The 15,681-nt window shown below is 59.6% G+C and carries 13 protein-coding genes; 6 read left to right on the top strand and 7 right to left on the bottom strand.

Annotation, left to right across the window (positions count from 1 at the left end; genetic code table 11):
- Positions 1–8: 8 nt before the first annotated feature.
- Entirely contained in the window at positions 9–530 is a 522-nt protein-coding gene (gene yceD, locus ACOI6Z_RS15725; protein WP_017900733.1) for a 23S rRNA accumulation protein YceD, read from the bottom strand.
- Between the two features lie 141 nt (positions 531–671).
- Between yceD and ACOI6Z_RS15720 the strand changes: the two genes are divergently transcribed.
- Positions 672–1,256, top strand: a complete 585-nt coding sequence (locus ACOI6Z_RS15720; protein WP_065812114.1) for a Maf family protein — start codon at positions 672–674, stop codon at positions 1,254–1,256.
- Between the two features lie 37 nt (positions 1,257–1,293).
- On the opposite strand, the gene rluC is transcribed toward ACOI6Z_RS15720, so the two are convergent.
- Complete coding sequence (rluC, locus tag ACOI6Z_RS15715) at positions 1,294–2,247, bottom strand: 23S rRNA pseudouridine(955/2504/2580) synthase RluC (RefSeq protein ID WP_012542245.1); 954 nt, start codon at positions 2,245–2,247, stop codon at positions 1,294–1,296.
- Positions 2,248–2,946: 699 nt separating this feature from the next.
- Here rluC and rne point away from each other — a divergent pair.
- Positions 2,947–6,189 (top strand): ribonuclease E, encoded by a 3,243-nt coding sequence (gene rne / locus ACOI6Z_RS15710; protein ID WP_420687445.1) that lies wholly within the window; start codon positions 2,947–2,949, stop codon positions 6,187–6,189.
- A gap of 41 nt (positions 6,190–6,230) precedes the next feature.
- Here the strand turns inward: rne and ACOI6Z_RS15705 are convergent, their stop codons facing one another.
- Positions 6,231–7,259, bottom strand: a complete 1,029-nt coding sequence (locus tag ACOI6Z_RS15705; protein WP_072096710.1) for a LysR family transcriptional regulator — start codon at positions 7,257–7,259, stop codon at positions 6,231–6,233.
- A gap of 16 nt (positions 7,260–7,275) precedes the next feature.
- Between ACOI6Z_RS15705 and ACOI6Z_RS15700 the strand changes: the two genes are divergently transcribed.
- Positions 7,276–8,490 (top strand): MFS transporter, encoded by a 1,215-nt coding sequence (locus ACOI6Z_RS15700; protein WP_023289132.1) that lies wholly within the window; start codon positions 7,276–7,278, stop codon positions 8,488–8,490.
- Positions 8,491–8,544: 54 nt separating this feature from the next.
- Here ACOI6Z_RS15700 and murJ read toward each other — a convergent pair whose 3' ends face one another.
- From murJ to rimJ, 4 genes are all read right to left on the bottom strand, one after another.
- On the bottom strand, positions 8,545–10,080 hold the full coding sequence (murJ, locus tag ACOI6Z_RS15695) for a murein biosynthesis integral membrane protein MurJ (RefSeq protein ID WP_044522073.1): 1,536 nt from the start codon (positions 10,078–10,080) through the stop codon (positions 8,545–8,547).
- Between the two features lie 111 nt (positions 10,081–10,191).
- A complete protein-coding gene (locus ACOI6Z_RS15690) occupies positions 10,192–11,103 on the bottom strand; it encodes a Gfo/Idh/MocA family protein (protein WP_072422056.1) in 912 nt (303 codons plus the stop codon).
- A 15-nt stretch (positions 11,104–11,118) separates the two neighbouring features.
- Entirely contained in the window at positions 11,119–11,772 is a 654-nt protein-coding gene (locus ACOI6Z_RS15685; RefSeq protein ID WP_023289129.1) for a YceH family protein, read from the bottom strand.
- Positions 11,773–11,781: 9 nt separating this feature from the next.
- Positions 11,782–12,366, bottom strand: a complete 585-nt coding sequence (rimJ, locus tag ACOI6Z_RS15680) for a ribosomal protein S5-alanine N-acetyltransferase (RefSeq protein WP_017900738.1) — start codon at positions 12,364–12,366, stop codon at positions 11,782–11,784.
- A 228-nt stretch (positions 12,367–12,594) separates the two neighbouring features.
- Here rimJ and mdtH point away from each other — a divergent pair, with 228 nt between their 5' ends.
- From mdtH to pyrC, 3 genes are all read left to right on the top strand, one after another.
- Positions 12,595–13,803 (top strand): multidrug efflux MFS transporter MdtH, encoded by a 1,209-nt coding sequence (mdtH, locus tag ACOI6Z_RS15675; protein WP_023289127.1) that lies wholly within the window; start codon positions 12,595–12,597, stop codon positions 13,801–13,803.
- A gap of 113 nt (positions 13,804–13,916) precedes the next feature.
- The gene (locus ACOI6Z_RS15670) at positions 13,917–14,477 is read left to right on the top strand and encodes a lipoprotein (protein WP_004204546.1); all 561 of its coding nucleotides are present in this window, start codon (positions 13,917–13,919) and stop codon (positions 14,475–14,477) included.
- A 125-nt stretch (positions 14,478–14,602) separates the two neighbouring features.
- Positions 14,603–15,649, top strand: a complete 1,047-nt coding sequence (pyrC, locus tag ACOI6Z_RS15665) for a dihydroorotase (protein WP_023289126.1) — start codon at positions 14,603–14,605, stop codon at positions 15,647–15,649.
- Positions 15,650–15,681 lie beyond the last annotated feature (32 nt).

The raw sequence follows: 15,681 nt of genomic DNA, 5'->3' as shown, positions 1-15,681 counted from the left end.
CTCCTCAATTACTTACGCTTTAAGCTGGCTAATACGGCAAATGGGTTTGGTTTTTGTGCCTCTTCAGGCAGTTCACCAAAGACCATGTCCGCGTCGGACACTTCACAGTGTTCAGAATCATGCACCGGAACTACGGGCAGGGAGAGGATAATTTCATCCTCGACCATTGCCTGCAGGTCGATTTCACCGAATTCGTTAACCTCAATCGGCTCATACGCTTCCGGTAGTGCTTCGGCCTGTTCGTCATTTCTGACGGGGCTAAAACAATACGTGGTGTGGACGTGATGGGAGAACGGTTTCCCGCAACGCTGGCATTCGAGGGTTACCGTTACCTTCGCATCGCCTGTAATGACGGCGAGACGCTGGTTATCGATAGCGAACGACATGCTGCATTCCACATCGCTGTCCACGCTGACTACAGAATCGGCTACACGTTCAACCTGATCGCGGGCATAGATGCCTTCGTAATCAAGGCGTTTTTGAGCCGTGCGTACCGGATCAAGAGTCAGGGGTAATTTTACCTTTTGCATAGGGCGCGCATATTAACTTTGTAATGTCATAGAGTCAAAGAAAAAGGCAGCCTCAGGTTGCCTTTTGCCATTTATTCGCACACATTGCGGCGCATAGTTTAAGATGATGCTCTGCGAAGCGCTATATGTGGATGAAAAAATATGTCTGAACTTATCCTGGCGTCAACCTCTCCCTGGCGGCGCATGCTGCTGGAAAAACTGGGATTACCGTTTGAATGCGCGGCGCCTGACGTCGACGAAACGCCCCGTCCTGAAGAATCCGCGCGTCAGCTTGTCACCCGGCTGGCGCAGGCCAAAGCGCAGAGCCTGGCCTCGCGCTACCCCAATCACCTTATTATAGGCTCCGATCAGGTTTGCGTACTGGACGGTGAGATCACCGGTAAACCGCACACCGAGGAAAATGCCCGCAGGCAGTTGAGAAAGGCCAGCGGGTCAATCGTCACCTTTTATACCGGCCTGGCGCTGTATAACTCCGCCAGCGGTCATCTGCAAACCGAATGCGAGCCCTTTGACGTCCACTTCCGCCATCTCAGCGATAAAGAGATCGAAGGCTATGTGCGCAAAGAGAACCCGCTGCAGTGCGCCGGGAGTTTCAAGAGCGAGGGGTTAGGCATTATGCTGTTCGAACGGCTGGAAGGCCGCGACCCGAATACGCTGGTCGGGTTACCCTTAATCGCGCTGTGTCAGATGCTGCGCCGCGAAAACGACAACCCACTGTTAGGCTAAGGCAAAAAAAACGGCGGAACTGATTCCGCCGTTGCGCTTATTTGCTCTTCCGTAGCACCTGTAAACAGTGCTTCAGCTGGTTATCCAGCGGCGCCTCAACGCGCATCACCTCCCCGCTCCCCGGGTGGGTAAACTTCAGCGCAGCAGCGTGGAGGAACAGGCGGTTTAAGCCGGTACCAGAGAGTTGCTTATCAAATTCGCGGTCGCCATAGCGGTCGTCAAAGGCGATAGGATGGCCGGCATACTGGGTATGAACGCGAATCTGATGGGTGCGCCCGGTGACCGGACTGCAGCGCACCAGCGTGGCGAATTCATAACGCTCTTCCACTTTAAAGCGCGTCTCTGACGGCTTGCCTTCCTGACTCACGCGGACAATTCGCTCCCCGCTCTGCAGAATGTTCTTCAACAGCGGGGCCTGCACTACTTTGGTATGCGACTGCCACTGGCCGCGCACCAGCGCCAGATAGTCTTTCTGCATGCCTTTATCGCGCAGCTGCTCGTGCAGCGAACGCAGCGCCGAGCGCTTTTTCGCCACCAGCAGCACGCCTGAAGTATCGCGGTCGAGTCGATGCACCAGCTCAAGGAAGCGCGCCTCCGGGCGCAGGGCGCGCAACCCTTCAATCACCCCGAAGCTCAGGCCGCTGCCGCCATGTACCGCAGTGCCGGAAGGCTTATTGAGGACCAGAATATGATCGTCTTCATAGAGGATCACCTCAGAGAGCGCCGCGACTTTCTGCAGATGCGGCGATACCGCCTCTTCTTCACGCTCCGCCACGCGCACCGGCGGGATACGGACTTCATCGCCCGCTTCCAGCTTATACTCCGGCTTCACGCGTTTTTTATTCACCCGCACCTCGCCTTTACGCAGGATGCGATAAATCATGCTCTTCGGTACGCCTTTCAATTGCGTACGCAAAAAGTTGTCGATACGTTGCCCCGCTTCATCAGCAGCAATGGCAACCATTTTTACGGTTGGGGTCTCAGTTTTCATGGTGCGCGATTCTAAATAGCCGGACGCATTAGCGCCACTCATTTTTATATGCTTATATTTATCATTATCCTGTTTTCACGGTTTGCCTGACCGCCATATTGTTTGTTATTAGAACAATCTGTATGGGCAGGTGATAAAACTGTGAGTAACCGGGTGATAAAAGGTGAAAGTCAACTTGCTATAACAAGGTTAGCAATGGAATAATGAGACCGTTTTCCGTATTGCATCTTGTTAGAACAAGACATTAGCGGAATGACCAATTTTGTCTGACCGATCGCCCACGCAGCAATGGCGTAAGACGTTGTGATCTTTCAGACAGTTAGCGGGCTGCGGGTTGCAGTCCTTACCGGTACAGGCTCTATGGATTTCAAGTCGCAGGAAGGCGTCAACTCCGGGACTCCCGGGAGCTCATCTGGATCAGCCGATCGAGGTGAGCAGGTTAAGCCATCATGCCTGCAACGCGAAAGACGACGAGTATAAATGGAATATTCTCTGGTGATACATCCCAGGCTGTTCCCCTGAATAATTGCGCTGTGTTTCCGTTTGAAACACAGGCGACCGACACTCTGCGCCTCTTAAGCGCGCGACAACCGTGAGGTTGGCGACGTGAACCAGACACGAGGCCATCGGTTTTCCCCCGGAAAGGCATTACTCTGCCCGCAGCTTAGTCGTCAATGTAAGAATAATGAGTAAGTTACGATGAAAAGAATGTTAATCAACGCAACTCAGCAGGAAGAGTTGCGCGTCGCCCTTGTTGATGGGCAGCGCCTGTACGACCTGGATATCGAAAGCCCCGGGCACGAACAGAAAAAAGCGAACATCTACAAAGGCAAAATCACCCGCATTGAACCCAGCCTTGAAGCCGCGTTTGTTGATTACGGCGCCGAGCGTCATGGTTTCCTCCCCCTCAAAGAAATCGCCCGCGAATACTTCCCCGCCAACTACAATGCGCATGGTCGTCCTAATATCAAAGACGTACTGCGTGAAGGTCAGGAAGTTATCGTGCAGATTGATAAAGAAGAACGCGGCAACAAAGGCGCTGCGCTCACCACCTTTATCAGCCTGGCGGGCAGCTATCTGGTACTGATGCCGAACAACCCGCGCGCGGGGGGAATTTCCCGCCGTATCGAGGGCGACGACCGTACCGAACTGAAAGAAGCGCTGGCGAGCCTGGAGCTTCCGGACGGCATGGGCCTTATCGTTCGCACCGCTGGCGTCGGCAAATCCGCCGAAGCCCTGCAGTGGGACCTGAGCTTCCGTCTGAAACACTGGGAAGCGATTCAGAAAGCCGCGGAAAGCCGTCCGGCGCCGTTCCTGATCCACCAGGAAAGCAACGTCATTGTCCGCGCCTTCCGTGACTACCTGCGCCAGGATATCGGCGAAATCCTGATCGATAACCCGAAAGTGCTTGAGCTGGCGCGCCAGCATATCGCCGCGCTGGGTCGTCCGGATTTCAGCAGCAAAATCAAACTGTACACCGGTGAAATCCCGCTGTTCAGCCATTACCAGATCGAATCCCAGATTGAATCCGCCTTCCAGCGTGAAGTCCGTCTGCCGTCCGGTGGTTCTATCGTCATCGACAGCACTGAAGCGCTGACCGCTATCGATATCAACTCCGCCCGCGCTACCCGCGGCGGCGATATCGAAGAGACGGCGTTCAACACCAACCTCGAAGCGGCTGACGAGATTGCCCGCCAGCTGCGTCTGCGCGACCTCGGCGGCCTGATCGTTATCGACTTTATCGATATGACTCCGGTTCGCCACCAGCGCGCCGTGGAGAACCGTCTGCGCGAAGCCGTCCGTCAGGACCGGGCGCGCATTCAGATCAGCCATATCTCGCGCTTCGGCCTGCTGGAGATGTCCCGCCAGCGCCTGAGTCCGTCGCTGGGCGAATCCAGCCACCACGTCTGCCCGCGCTGCTCCGGCACCGGCACCGTGCGTGATAACGAATCGCTGTCGCTCTCTATTCTGCGTCTGATTGAAGAAGAAGCGCTGAAAGAGAACACCAAAGAAGTTCATGCCATCGTTCCGGTACCGATCGCCTCCTATCTGCTGAACGAAAAACGTGCCGCGGTGAGCGCTATCGAATCTCGTCAGGGCGATGTGCGCGTGATCATCGTGCCAAACGACGAAATGCAGACGCCGCACTACTCCGTCCTGCGCGTGCGCAAAGGTGAAGAGACTTCAACGCTGAGCTACCTGCTGCCGAAGCTGCATGAAGAAGAGATGGCGCTGCCGGGCGACGATGAGCCGGCAGAACGGAAACGTCCGGAACAACCGGCCCTCGCCGCTTTTGTCATGCCTGACGCGCCGCCGGCCCCGATGCTCGAAGAGCCAGCCGCCGCGCCTGTCGCCGCAGCGACCCCGGTCGCGGCCGCCGCACCGGCGCAGCCTGGCCTGCTCTCGCGCTTCTTCATCGCGCTGAAGAATATCTTCTCTGGCGCCGAAGAGGCCAAACCGGCTGAAGTTCAGGTCGAGAAAAAAGCGGAAGAAAAACCAGAGCGTCAGCAGGAGCGCCGTAAACCGCGCGCCAACAACCGCCGCGATCGCAACGACCGTCGTGACAATCGCGACAATCGCGACAATCGTGATAACCGCGACAACCGTGATAACCGCGACGCGCGTGCCGAGAATAACGAAGGCCGTGAACCGCGCGAATCGCGTGAAGAGAACCGTCGCAACCGTCGCGAGAAGCCGTCGCAGAACGTGGAAGCCCGTGATGTTCGCCAGACCTCAGGTGACGACGCGGAAAAAGCGAAATCTCGTGACGAGCAGCAGCCGCGCCGCGAACGCACCCGCCGCCGCAATGACGACAAACGTCAGGCGCAGCAGGAAGCCAAAGCGCAGACACGCGAAGAGCCGGTAGTGCAGGAGACGGAGCAGGAAGAGCGTGTGCAGACCCTGCCGCGTCGTAAACCGCGCCAGCTGGCACAGAAAGTACGCGTCGAGTCCGCTGTCGTTGAGCAGGTTGCCGAGATCGTGCCAGAAGCCGTAGTGGCGGAAGTTATCGCTCCGCGCAGCGAGCCGGTGAAAGCCGAGCTGCCAGCAGTCGTGGAGAGCGTGGCGGACCAGGACGAAAATGGCGAATCCCGTGAAGCGAACGGTATGCCGCGTCGTTCACGTCGTTCCCCGCGTCACCTGCGCGTCAGCGGTCAGCGTCGTCGTCGCTATCGTGACGAACGCTATCCGACCCAGTCGCCAATGCCGCTGACCGTGGCCTGCGCATCGCCGGAGATGGCTTCCGGTAAAGTCTGGATCCGCTACCCGGTGGTTCGTCCGCAGGACCAGCAGCCGGAAGAGGTTCAGGTTCAGGACGACAACGTCGTGGAAACTGTCGCGGCCGTCGCGGCCCCGGTTGCCGTCGTTGAAACCGTTACCGCTGCGCCGGTCACAGTCGAGCCGGCAACCATGGAGCCGGTTACCGCTGAGCCTGTGGTCGTCGAGCCGGTCGCGGCCGCCGAGCCGGTGGTCGTTGATGCTGCGGAAGTTGTCGCGCCAGCAGCCGTCGAGCCTGCGCCGCAGGAGCTGGTCACCGAAGCGCCGGCTGTCGAAGCGCCTCAGGCTATCGCGCCAGTGACGATCGACGCCGAGCCGGTGGTGGTAGAACCTGAAGTGGTGGAAACGGCGCCTGTCGTTGAAGCGCCAGTGGAAACCATCGCCCCGGCGGCGGAAACCGCGGTTGAAGCACCGGTTGTCGAAGCAGCGCCTGTCGAGCCGGTCAAAGCCGAGCCACCGGTGAGCAAGCCGGTAGTGGTGGCGAGTCATCGCCATGCCACCGCGCCAATGACCCGTGCGCCAGCGCCGGACTATGTCCCGGAAGCACCGCGCCACAGCACCTGGGTGCGGCCGCCATTCGCCTTTGAAGGTAAAGGCGCCGCCGGCGGTCATAGCGCGACCCATAAAGCCACCGCTGAACCGACCCGCCCACAGCCCGTCGAGTAAGCGTGCTAAATAAAAAAAACCGGCCTCCTGGCCGGTTTTTTTTATGCGCTTTGCGGAGGCTGCATGCCGGCGAGGTCCGGCATGATCTCCCGCATCAGGTCGAGGAACTTACGCAGCCGCGTCGGATAATAGCGCGCCCAGGGATAGACCAGATGGACCGGCAGCGAGGCGGGACGCCACTGCGGGAACAGCTCTGTCAACCTTCCGGCGGCAAGATCCTCCGCCACCGTCCAGCTGGACACCATCGCCACCCCCAGACCCGCCAGCGCGGTATTGCGCGCGACGTACAGGCTGTCGGTGCTCAGACAGGGGGTAATCGCCGTGGAGACGATCTGCCCGCTTACCTGATGTCGGAGCCGTACCTCATGCTGATAAAAGGTGTTAATGGCGATCCACGGCAGGCCGGATAATGCCTCCAGCGAGGTTAACGGCGGGTACTTCGCCAGCAGTTCAGGAGAGGCCACCACGCAGCGCGGCACTTCCGCCAGCAGCACGGAGACCGTGGCCGGATCCACCTCCGCCCCCACGCGGATGGCGCAGTCGATATTATCGCTGAGAAAGTCGACAGTATTATCATTCAGCATCCACTCCACCGACAGCTGCGGATGACGCTGGAGAAAGGCGACCAGCGGCCCCAGCAGCTGCTGCTGGCCAAAAGCGTGCGGTGCCCTCACCCGCAGCACCCCTACCGGCCGATCGTCGGCAATACGCAGGTCATCTTCCAGCGCCAGCCAGGCATCCACCAGCTGGCGAGCGTGACGGTAGCAGCGTTCGCCATCGTCAGTGAGCTTCATCGCATGGGTGGTACGCAGGATCAGCTTGACCCCCAGCAGCCCTTCAAGGGACTGCAGGCGGCGGCTGACGGTCGCCTGAGTGGTATCCATCTGCCCCGCCGCGGCGGAGAGCGATCCGGTCTCCACAATGCGGATATAAGTGCGCATTAGCTCAATGCGGTCTATACGCTCCTGTCTTTTCATTCTTCTTTTGCCTATACGTGCTACGTATAACCGTTTTACCACCAGCCCGGCTACCGCGCCAGCCGCATTCAGGGAAAAATAGCCCCATCGCATACACGAGGCACTGATCATGACACCGACTTCTCTTTCCGCCCGCGACGCAGGCTGGATTATCTTCATTCTCGCGCTCGGCGCTGGCTTTAGCGTCGCCTCTATCTACTACGCGCAGCCGCTGCTGCCGTTGATGGGCGCCAATCTCCACCTGACGGTAGAAGGTATGGGTCTGGTCCCTACCCTGACGCAGGCGGGTTATGCGCTCGGCATTCTGTTCCTGCTTCCGCTCGGCGACCGCCACGATCGCCGTCGGCTGATCCTGGTGAAAAGCGCGCTGCTGGCACTCCTGCTGCTGCTGTGCAGCCTCACCGGCCAGCTCAGCTCACTGCTGGTGGTTAGTCTGCTGATCGGTATGGCGGCGACCATGGCGCAGGATATCGTCCCGGCGGCGGCGATCCTCGCCCCGGCGGGCAAGCAGGGAAAAATGGTGGGCACGGTGATGACCGGGCTGCTGCTGGGGATCCTGCTTTCCCGGACGGTCAGCGGCGTGGTGGGCGCAGTGTTCGGCTGGCGGGTGATGTATCAGGCGGCGGCGGTCAGCGTGGCGCTGATTGGCCTGGTGATGTGGCGGGTGCTGCCGCGCTTCGCCATTCACTCGACGCTGAGCTATCCGCAGCTGATGGCCTCGATGGCGCATCTCTGGCAGCGTTACCCGGCGCTACGCCGCGCTGCGCTGGCTCAGGGGGCGCTCTCTGTCGCCTTCAGCGCCTTCTGGTCGACGCTGGCGGTGATGCTCTCCGAACACTATCACATGGGCAGCGCGGTAGCGGGCGGCTTTGGTATCGCCGGGGCCGCCGGGGCGCTGGCCGCGCCGCTGGCCGGCGGACTGGCCGATAAATTTGGCGCCGGTAAAGTGACGCAAATGGGGGCGGCGCTGGTCACCGTCTCCTTCGCCCTGATGTTTATACTGCCGCTGCTGCCACTGCATGGACAGCTGGCGCTGATTGCCCTGTCGGCGATTGGCTTCGACCTTGGCCTGCAGTCAAGCCTGGTGGCGCATCAGAACCTGGTGTATGGCCTTGAGCCACAGGCCCGCGGCCGCCTGAACGCTCTGCTGTTTACCGTGGTCTTCATTGGGATGTCGCTGGGGTCGGTGCTGGGCAGCAAGCTTTACGTACTGGCCGGCTGGAACGGGGTGGTTACCCTGGCGGTGGTCAGCGGGGCGATCGCCCTGGCGATCCGCTTGCTGGAGAATGCCCGTATCGTTGCAGCCGAACGCCGCGCATCATAAAAAAAACCCGCTTCGCCTGAGGCGAAGCGGGTTCATCAATTCCCATTCAAGCGCTTACGCTGTACGACGGGCAAACTCTTTCACGCGGAAGCCCAGCAGCAGCAGCGTGGCGAAATAAGCCACCACTCCGGCGATCACCACCACCAGCAGACGCATCAGACGGAACGGCATCGTCCCCAGCGACCACTCCGGCATGAGATGCATGACGCCCAGCAGCGCCGCGGCCATGACCAGCACCGCAGCAATCAGACGCAGCAGGAAGGCCAGCCAGCCCGGTTGGGGGGTGAAAATTTTCTGTTTACGCAACTGCCAGTAAAGCAGCGCAGCGTTCAGGCAGGCCGCCAGGCCGATGGACAGCGACAGACCCGCATGCTTCAGCGGGCCGATAAACGCCAGGTTCATCACCTGGGTCATAATCAGGGTGACAATGGCAATCTTGACCGGGGTCTTGATGTCCTGACGGGAATAGAAACCCGGCGCCAGCACCTTCACCACGATAAGCCCCATGAGCCCCACGGAATAAGCCACCAGCGCGCGCTGGGTCATCGCCGCATCAAAGGCGCTAAATTTGCCGTACTGGAACAGGGCCACGGTCAGCGGTTTAGCGAGGATCCCCAGCGCTACCGCGCTCGGCAGCGCCAGCAGGAAGCAGAGACGCAGCCCCCAGTCCATCAGCCGGCAATACTCGTCATGATTACCGCTGGCGAAACTTTTTGACAGCGAGGGCAGCAGGATAGTGCCGAGCGCCACCCCCAGAACACCGGACGGAAACTCCATCAGGCGGTCAGCATAGTACATCCACGACACCGATCCCGACACGAGAAACGAAGCGAAGATGGTATTGATGATAAGGGAGATCTGGCTTACCGACACGCCGAGGATCGCCGGGCCCATCTGCTTCACCACCCGCATCGCGCCGGCATTTTTCAGATTGATGCGCGGCAGGACCAGCATGCCAATCTTCTTCAGGTGCGGCAGCTGGTAGGCCAGCTGCAGCACGCCGCCGACCGTGACAGCCCAGGCCAGCGCCAGCACCGGCGGATGGAAGTACGGCGCGGCAAACAGCGCAAAGCCAATCATGCTGACGTTAAGGAACGTCGGCGCAAAGGCCGGCACCGAGAAGCGGTTCCAGGTATTGAGGATCGCCCCCACCAGCGAGGCCAGGGAGATCAGCAAAATATAGGGGAAGGTAATGCGCAGCAATTGGGTGGTCAGCGCAAATTTATCGGCGGTATCAGCAAACCCGGGGGCGGTGATGGTGATCACCCACGGCGCCGCCAGCATCCCGATAACGGTGACGATCGCCAGGGCCAGGGTCAGCAATCCGGAGACATACGAGACAAACACCCGGGTGGCATCTTCGCCCTGCTTGCTTTTATATTCGGCAAGGATCGGCACAAACGCCTGCGAGAAGGCGCCTTCGGCAAAAATACGCCGCAGCAGATTAGGCAGTTTGAAGGCGACGAAAAAGGCGTCGGTCGCCATCCCGGCGCCAAAAATGCGCGCCACAATCGCATCGCGGGCAAAGCCCAGCACGCGCGAAAACATGGTCATCGAACTGACGGCCGCCAGTGATTTTAAAAGGTTCATTACGCTGTTATTCCAAACCCTGGAGTAAAACGCCCGCAAATGCGGGCGCTGGAAAGTGGCGATAGTCTACCGGGTTCAACATGAATTACTACTGTCAGTTGTTACAACGGATTATTCGCTGATGGCGTCGCGCCAGAGTTTGTCGACCACCCGCTGAGCCAGCAGCGCCTGTTCGCCTGAAGTTTCAGGAACGGTCTGATTTTGCACGCATTCGATAAAATGGCGCGCGCAGCCGACAAAGCCGCGCTGCTCCAGGGTGGTTTGCCAGCCGGCGACCGGGCGCTGGACCACGCCGTGACCGCACTCTTCCTGCCATTCGCGCATCTCGCTGACGGCATATAGCCCGCCATCCGTCACCGCCTGCACCCACTCGCGCTGGCTGCCTGCGCGGCGGTGCATGCTGGTGGTGACCTGCAGCCGGGGCGAACTGAACTGGTGTTCGGCATAGAGCATCTCGCCCTGCGGAGTGATCTGTAGCGCGCCACCGCGCAGACGCGCCTGACCGTCGGCCAGCCATAGCGCGGTATCCACCACGTGTAGATAGTCATCAAGCAGGGTAAAGCGCAGATCGTTGCCCACGCTATCGCTGCGGTGCTTATCCATCCGCAGCGAGGCCGCCTCGCCCAGCCGTCCCTTCAGCTCCCGGTAGAGCGGTGCGAAGCGGCGATTGAAACCGACCATCAGCGTCAGACGCCGCCGCGCCGCCAGCTCGACCAGCATCTCCGCCTCACTCAGCTTGTCCGCCAGCGGTTTGTCCACGCAAACATGAACCCCGGCATTCAGCAAATGTTTCACCACTTCATAATGTGAAGCCGTCGACGTATGGACAAAAACCGCATCGCACTGCGCCGCCAGAGCATCCAGTGATTCAGCGTAGGGGATCCGCCAGGTTTCGCAGACCCGCAGCGCCTTCTCTTTTCCCGGCGACCAGGCCGCCTGCAGCGTCCAGCTTTCCGCCGCCCCCAGCACCGGCAGCCACGCTTTCTGCGCAATGCCGCCTAAGCCAACCATTCCGATGCGCAATCTTGTCCCCACGTTTTAGTCCCCCAGATGGTGTAACAGCGAATCGAGGCGCGCTTTCAGCTCCGCCACCTCGCCTTCCAGCGCTTCAACCCTGGCTCGCAGATCGTCATCCTCTTCCAGCGGCGCGAGTGCTTCCACCGTCGTGATCAGCGTATCCATCTCGTCGCAAAACAGATGCATATAGCGGCTTTCCCGTTTTCCCGGCTCCCGGGGCAGACGGGCGACGAAGGGACCATCTTCGCGGGTCGCCAGCCCTTCCAGCACGCTTTCCACTTCCGCCATGTCGCTGAACTCATGCATCCGCTGCGCCCGACTGCGTAATTCACCCGGCGTCTGGGCGCCGCGCAGCAGCAGCGTCGTCACCACCGCCACCTCGCCGGCGCTGAGCTTCAGATCGCCAAATTCGGAGTTGCAAAAGCGCTGCTCATACTTGGTTACCCGATTGCCGAATCCGCTGACCGTGCGCAGATAGTGGCGTTTCACCAGGGTATCCAGCAGCGTCTGGACCTCGCCTTCGCTCAGCGACATCACCGGCTCGCGGTTGGTTTTCTGATTGCAGGCGGTCACGACGGCGTTCACCGACAGCGGATACTGCTCGGGCGTGGTGACCTGCTTTTCCAGCAGACAGCCAATGACGCGCGCTTCATGCGCGGTTAACTGATATTTCATCCTCTCTCCTTAACGTCCCGCTGACCAGTCCGGCGTCGTTAGCGCCGTCAATACATGGTCACGCCACTGCCCGTCGATCAGCAGGTAATCTTTGGCGTAACCCTCTTTTTCAAACCCCAACCGCGCCAGCAGCGCGCCGCTGCGCTGATTATGCGGCATATAGTTGGCCATAATGCGATGAATATGCTGCGTACGCTGCATATAGCGAATCGCCGACGTCAGCGCTTCAAACATCAGCCCCTGCCCCTGCCACTTCTCGCCAATAGAGTAGCCGAGATAGCAGGCATGGAATGATCCACGCACCACGTTGGAAAAGTTCGCCACGCCGACGATCTCCTTTTCCTCCGGATCGAGCAGCGCGAAATAAAAAGCAGACCCCTGTTTATGAAACTCGGCGATCATCGACAGACGCGCCTGCCATCCGGAAGGATAGCAGTGGCTGTCGTCACGAACCGGCTCCCAGGGTTTTAAGAACGCCTTATTCTCGGCGTAATAATCGGCCAGACGCCAGGCGTCACGATCGTGAACCAGGCGCACCACCAGCCGGTCCGTCGTCAAACGCACCTTCGGCACGTTACTGCGATAGCCAAACATTTCCTTTTCAGTCCCCCTGACTTCATTCTTGCTGCCTTCACTATACCTGTCCTGCGCGACGGTGTGAAAACAGCAACATACCATTTTCTGCGCCATCTCCTCTTTTCGATGAATAGCCTCAATCGAACTTGCATTTTGATAAAAAAATATTGTCGCAAGGGCGCTGGGAAAAGCAGCAGATTGCCCGCAGAATATCCACGCTTATCTCTATTTTTCCCTGGAGGGGAAATGTCCCGCGTCTCGCAGGCAAGGAGCCTGGGTAAATATTTCCTGTTAGTCGATAACATGCTGGTCGTGTTGGGCTTTTTTGTCGTCTTCCCGCTGATTTCCATCCGCTTTGTCGATCAGATGGGCTGGGCGGCGCTGATGGTCGGCATCGCGCTCGGCCTGCGCCAGTTGGTGCAGCAGGGATTAGGTATCTTTGGCGGCGCTATCGCCGACCGCTTCGGCGCCAAACCGATGATCGTCACCGGTATGCTGATGCGCGCCGGCGGCTTCGCGGCGATGGCCGTCGCCCATGAGCCGTGGGTGCTGTGGTTCTCGTGCATACTTTCCGGGCTCGGCGGCACGCTGTTCGATCCGCCGCGGGCGGCGCTGGTGGTTAAGCTGGTGCGCCCGCATCAGCGCGGCCGCTTTTTCTCCATCCTGATGATGCAGGATAGCGCCGGCGCGGTGATTGGCGCGCTGCTGGGCAGCTGGCTGCTGCAGTATGATTTCCGCCTGGTGTGCAGCGCCGGCGCCGCGCTGTTTATCGCCTGCGCGGCATTTAACGCCTGGTATCTGCCGGCATGGAAGCTCTCGACGGTGAAAACGCCGATCCGCGAGGGGCTGGGCCGGGTGCTGCGGGACAAGCGCTTCGTCACCTATGTCCTGACGCTGACGGGCTATTACATGCTGGCGGTGCAGGTGATGCTGATGCTGCCGATCATGGTGAATGACATCGCCGGCTCGCCGGCCGCCGTGAAGTGGATGTACGCCATCGAAGCCACCATTTCGCTGACCCTGCTCTATCCCATTGCCCGCTGGAGCGAAAAACGTTTTCGCCTTGAGCACCGGCTGATGGCCGGTCTGCTGGTGATGACTCTGGCCATGCTCCCCATCGGCATGACCAGCAGTTTGCAACAGCTGTTTACCCTGATCTGCCTGTTTTACATCGGCTCCATCATTGCCGAACCCGCCCGGGAGACGCTGGGCGCCTCGCTGGCGGACGCCCGGGCGCGCGGCAGCTATATGGGCTTCAGCCGCCTGGGGCTCGCCTTTGGCGGCGCGCTGGGATATGCGGGCGGCGGCTGGCTGTTCGATGCCGGTAAGGCCGCGGGTCAGCCCGAGCTGCCGTGGCTGATGCTCGGGGCCATCGGGGTTATCACCTTCCTGGCGCTGTGGTGGCAGTTTAGTCCGAAACGCTCTGCCTCCGGCATGCTGGAGCCGCGGACCTGATGCGCGCGGCGGCGGTTTCTCCTGCTTTCAGCCTATTCTGCTGGTATCGAGGGTGCTGACAGGTCATGATGCTTTGTGTCAGGATGAATGAAGATATGAGCCAGAGGACCCCCATGAAAAAGATTTTGATCGCCGCCGCGCTGATTGTCAGCGGCCTGCTGAGCGGCTGTAATCAGCTGACCCAATACACAGTAAGCGAGCAGGAGATTAACCAGGCCCTGCAGAAGCGAAACCATTTTGCCAAAGATATTGGTCTGAAAGGCGTTGCCGACGCCCATATCGAACTGCAGAACCTCACCAGCGCCATCGGGCGCGAGGAGCCGGGCAAAGTCACGCTGACCGGGATCGCTAACGTCGACCTGAACTCCCTGTTCGGCACGCAGAAAGCGACGATCGATCTGAAGCTCAAAGCGCTGCCAACCTTTGACAGAGAGAAAGGCGCCATCTTCCTGCAGGAAATGGAGGTGGTGGATGCCAAAGTGGCGCCCGAGAAACTGCAGTCGGTCATTCAGGCCCTGCTCCCCTATCTGAATCAGTCGCTGCGCAGTTACTTCAGCCAGCAGCCTGCCTATGTCCTGCGTGAGGACGCCAGCACCGGTGAAGCGCTGGCGAAGAAATACGCCAAAGGCATAGAGGTGAAGCCGGGCGAGATTGTCATCCCCTTTACCAATTAATCTCCAGGGCGCCGCGGCGCCCTCATTTTTTTACGGAAATGAGTGCAAAGGAAAACGTTTACGCTTATCCTTAGTGCCCGGCAAAAAACAGCCCTGATGACTGAACCTATTAGCCGGAGCCTTCCATGACAGCACAATCCCAGGTATTGAAAATCCGCCGCCCAGACGACTGGCATATCCATCTGCGTGATGACGATATGCTGAAAACCGTCGTGCCTTATACCAGTGAGTTTTATGGCCGGGCGATCGTGATGCCGAATCTGGTGCCGCCTGTCACCACCGTCGCGGCGGCTATCGCCTATCGCCAGCGCATTATGGACGCCGTCCCGGCCGGGCACGATTTTACCCCGCTGATGACCTGCTATCTGACAGACTCCCTCGACCCGGCGGAGCTGGAGCGCGGCTTTAACGAAGGCGTGTTCACCGCCGCCAAGCTTTACCCGGCCAATGCCACCACCAACTCCAGCCACGGCGTCACCAGCACCGACGCCATTATGCCGGTGCTGGAGCGGATGGAAAAACTGGGGATGCCGCTGCTGGTACATGGCGAAGTCACCCACGCCGAGATTGATATTTTCGACCGCGAAGCGCGCTTTATTGAAACCGTGATGGAGCCGCTGCGCCAGCGCCTGCCCGGCCTGAAGGTGGTCTTTGAGCATATCACCACCAAAGATGCCGCCGAGTATGTGCGTGACGGCAATGAACTGCTGGCGGCCACTATCACCCCGCAGCATCTGATGTTCAACCGTAACCATATGCTGGTCGGCGGTATTCGTCCTCACTTGTACTGCCTGCCGGTACTCAAACGCAATATTCATCAGCAGGCACTGCGCGAACTGGTCGCCAGCGGCTTTAGCCGCGTCTTCCTTGGCACCGACTCAGCACCGCACGCCCGCCATCGTAAGGAAGCCAGCTGCGGCTGCGCCGGCTGCTTCAACGCCCCGACCGCCCTCGGCAGCTACGCCACCGTGTTTGAAGAAATGAACGCTCTGCAGCACTTTGAGGCCTTCTGCTCGCTGAACGGCCCGCGCTTTTACGGTCTGCCGGTCAATGAAAGCTATGTTGAACTGGTGCGTGAAGAGACGACCGTCGTCGACAGTATTGCGTTGCCCAATGACACCCTGGTGCCGTTCCTGGCAGGTGAAACCGTCCGCTGGACCATGAAGCGATAAAAAACGCGGCCCCCTGTTGTCAATGCTCACCA

The organism is Klebsiella sp. C239 (assembly GCF_048822715.1).
Classification (GTDB): domain Bacteria; phylum Pseudomonadota; class Gammaproteobacteria; order Enterobacterales; family Enterobacteriaceae; genus Klebsiella; species Klebsiella quasipneumoniae.
This window is presented reverse-complemented; position numbering and strand designations above follow the sequence as displayed.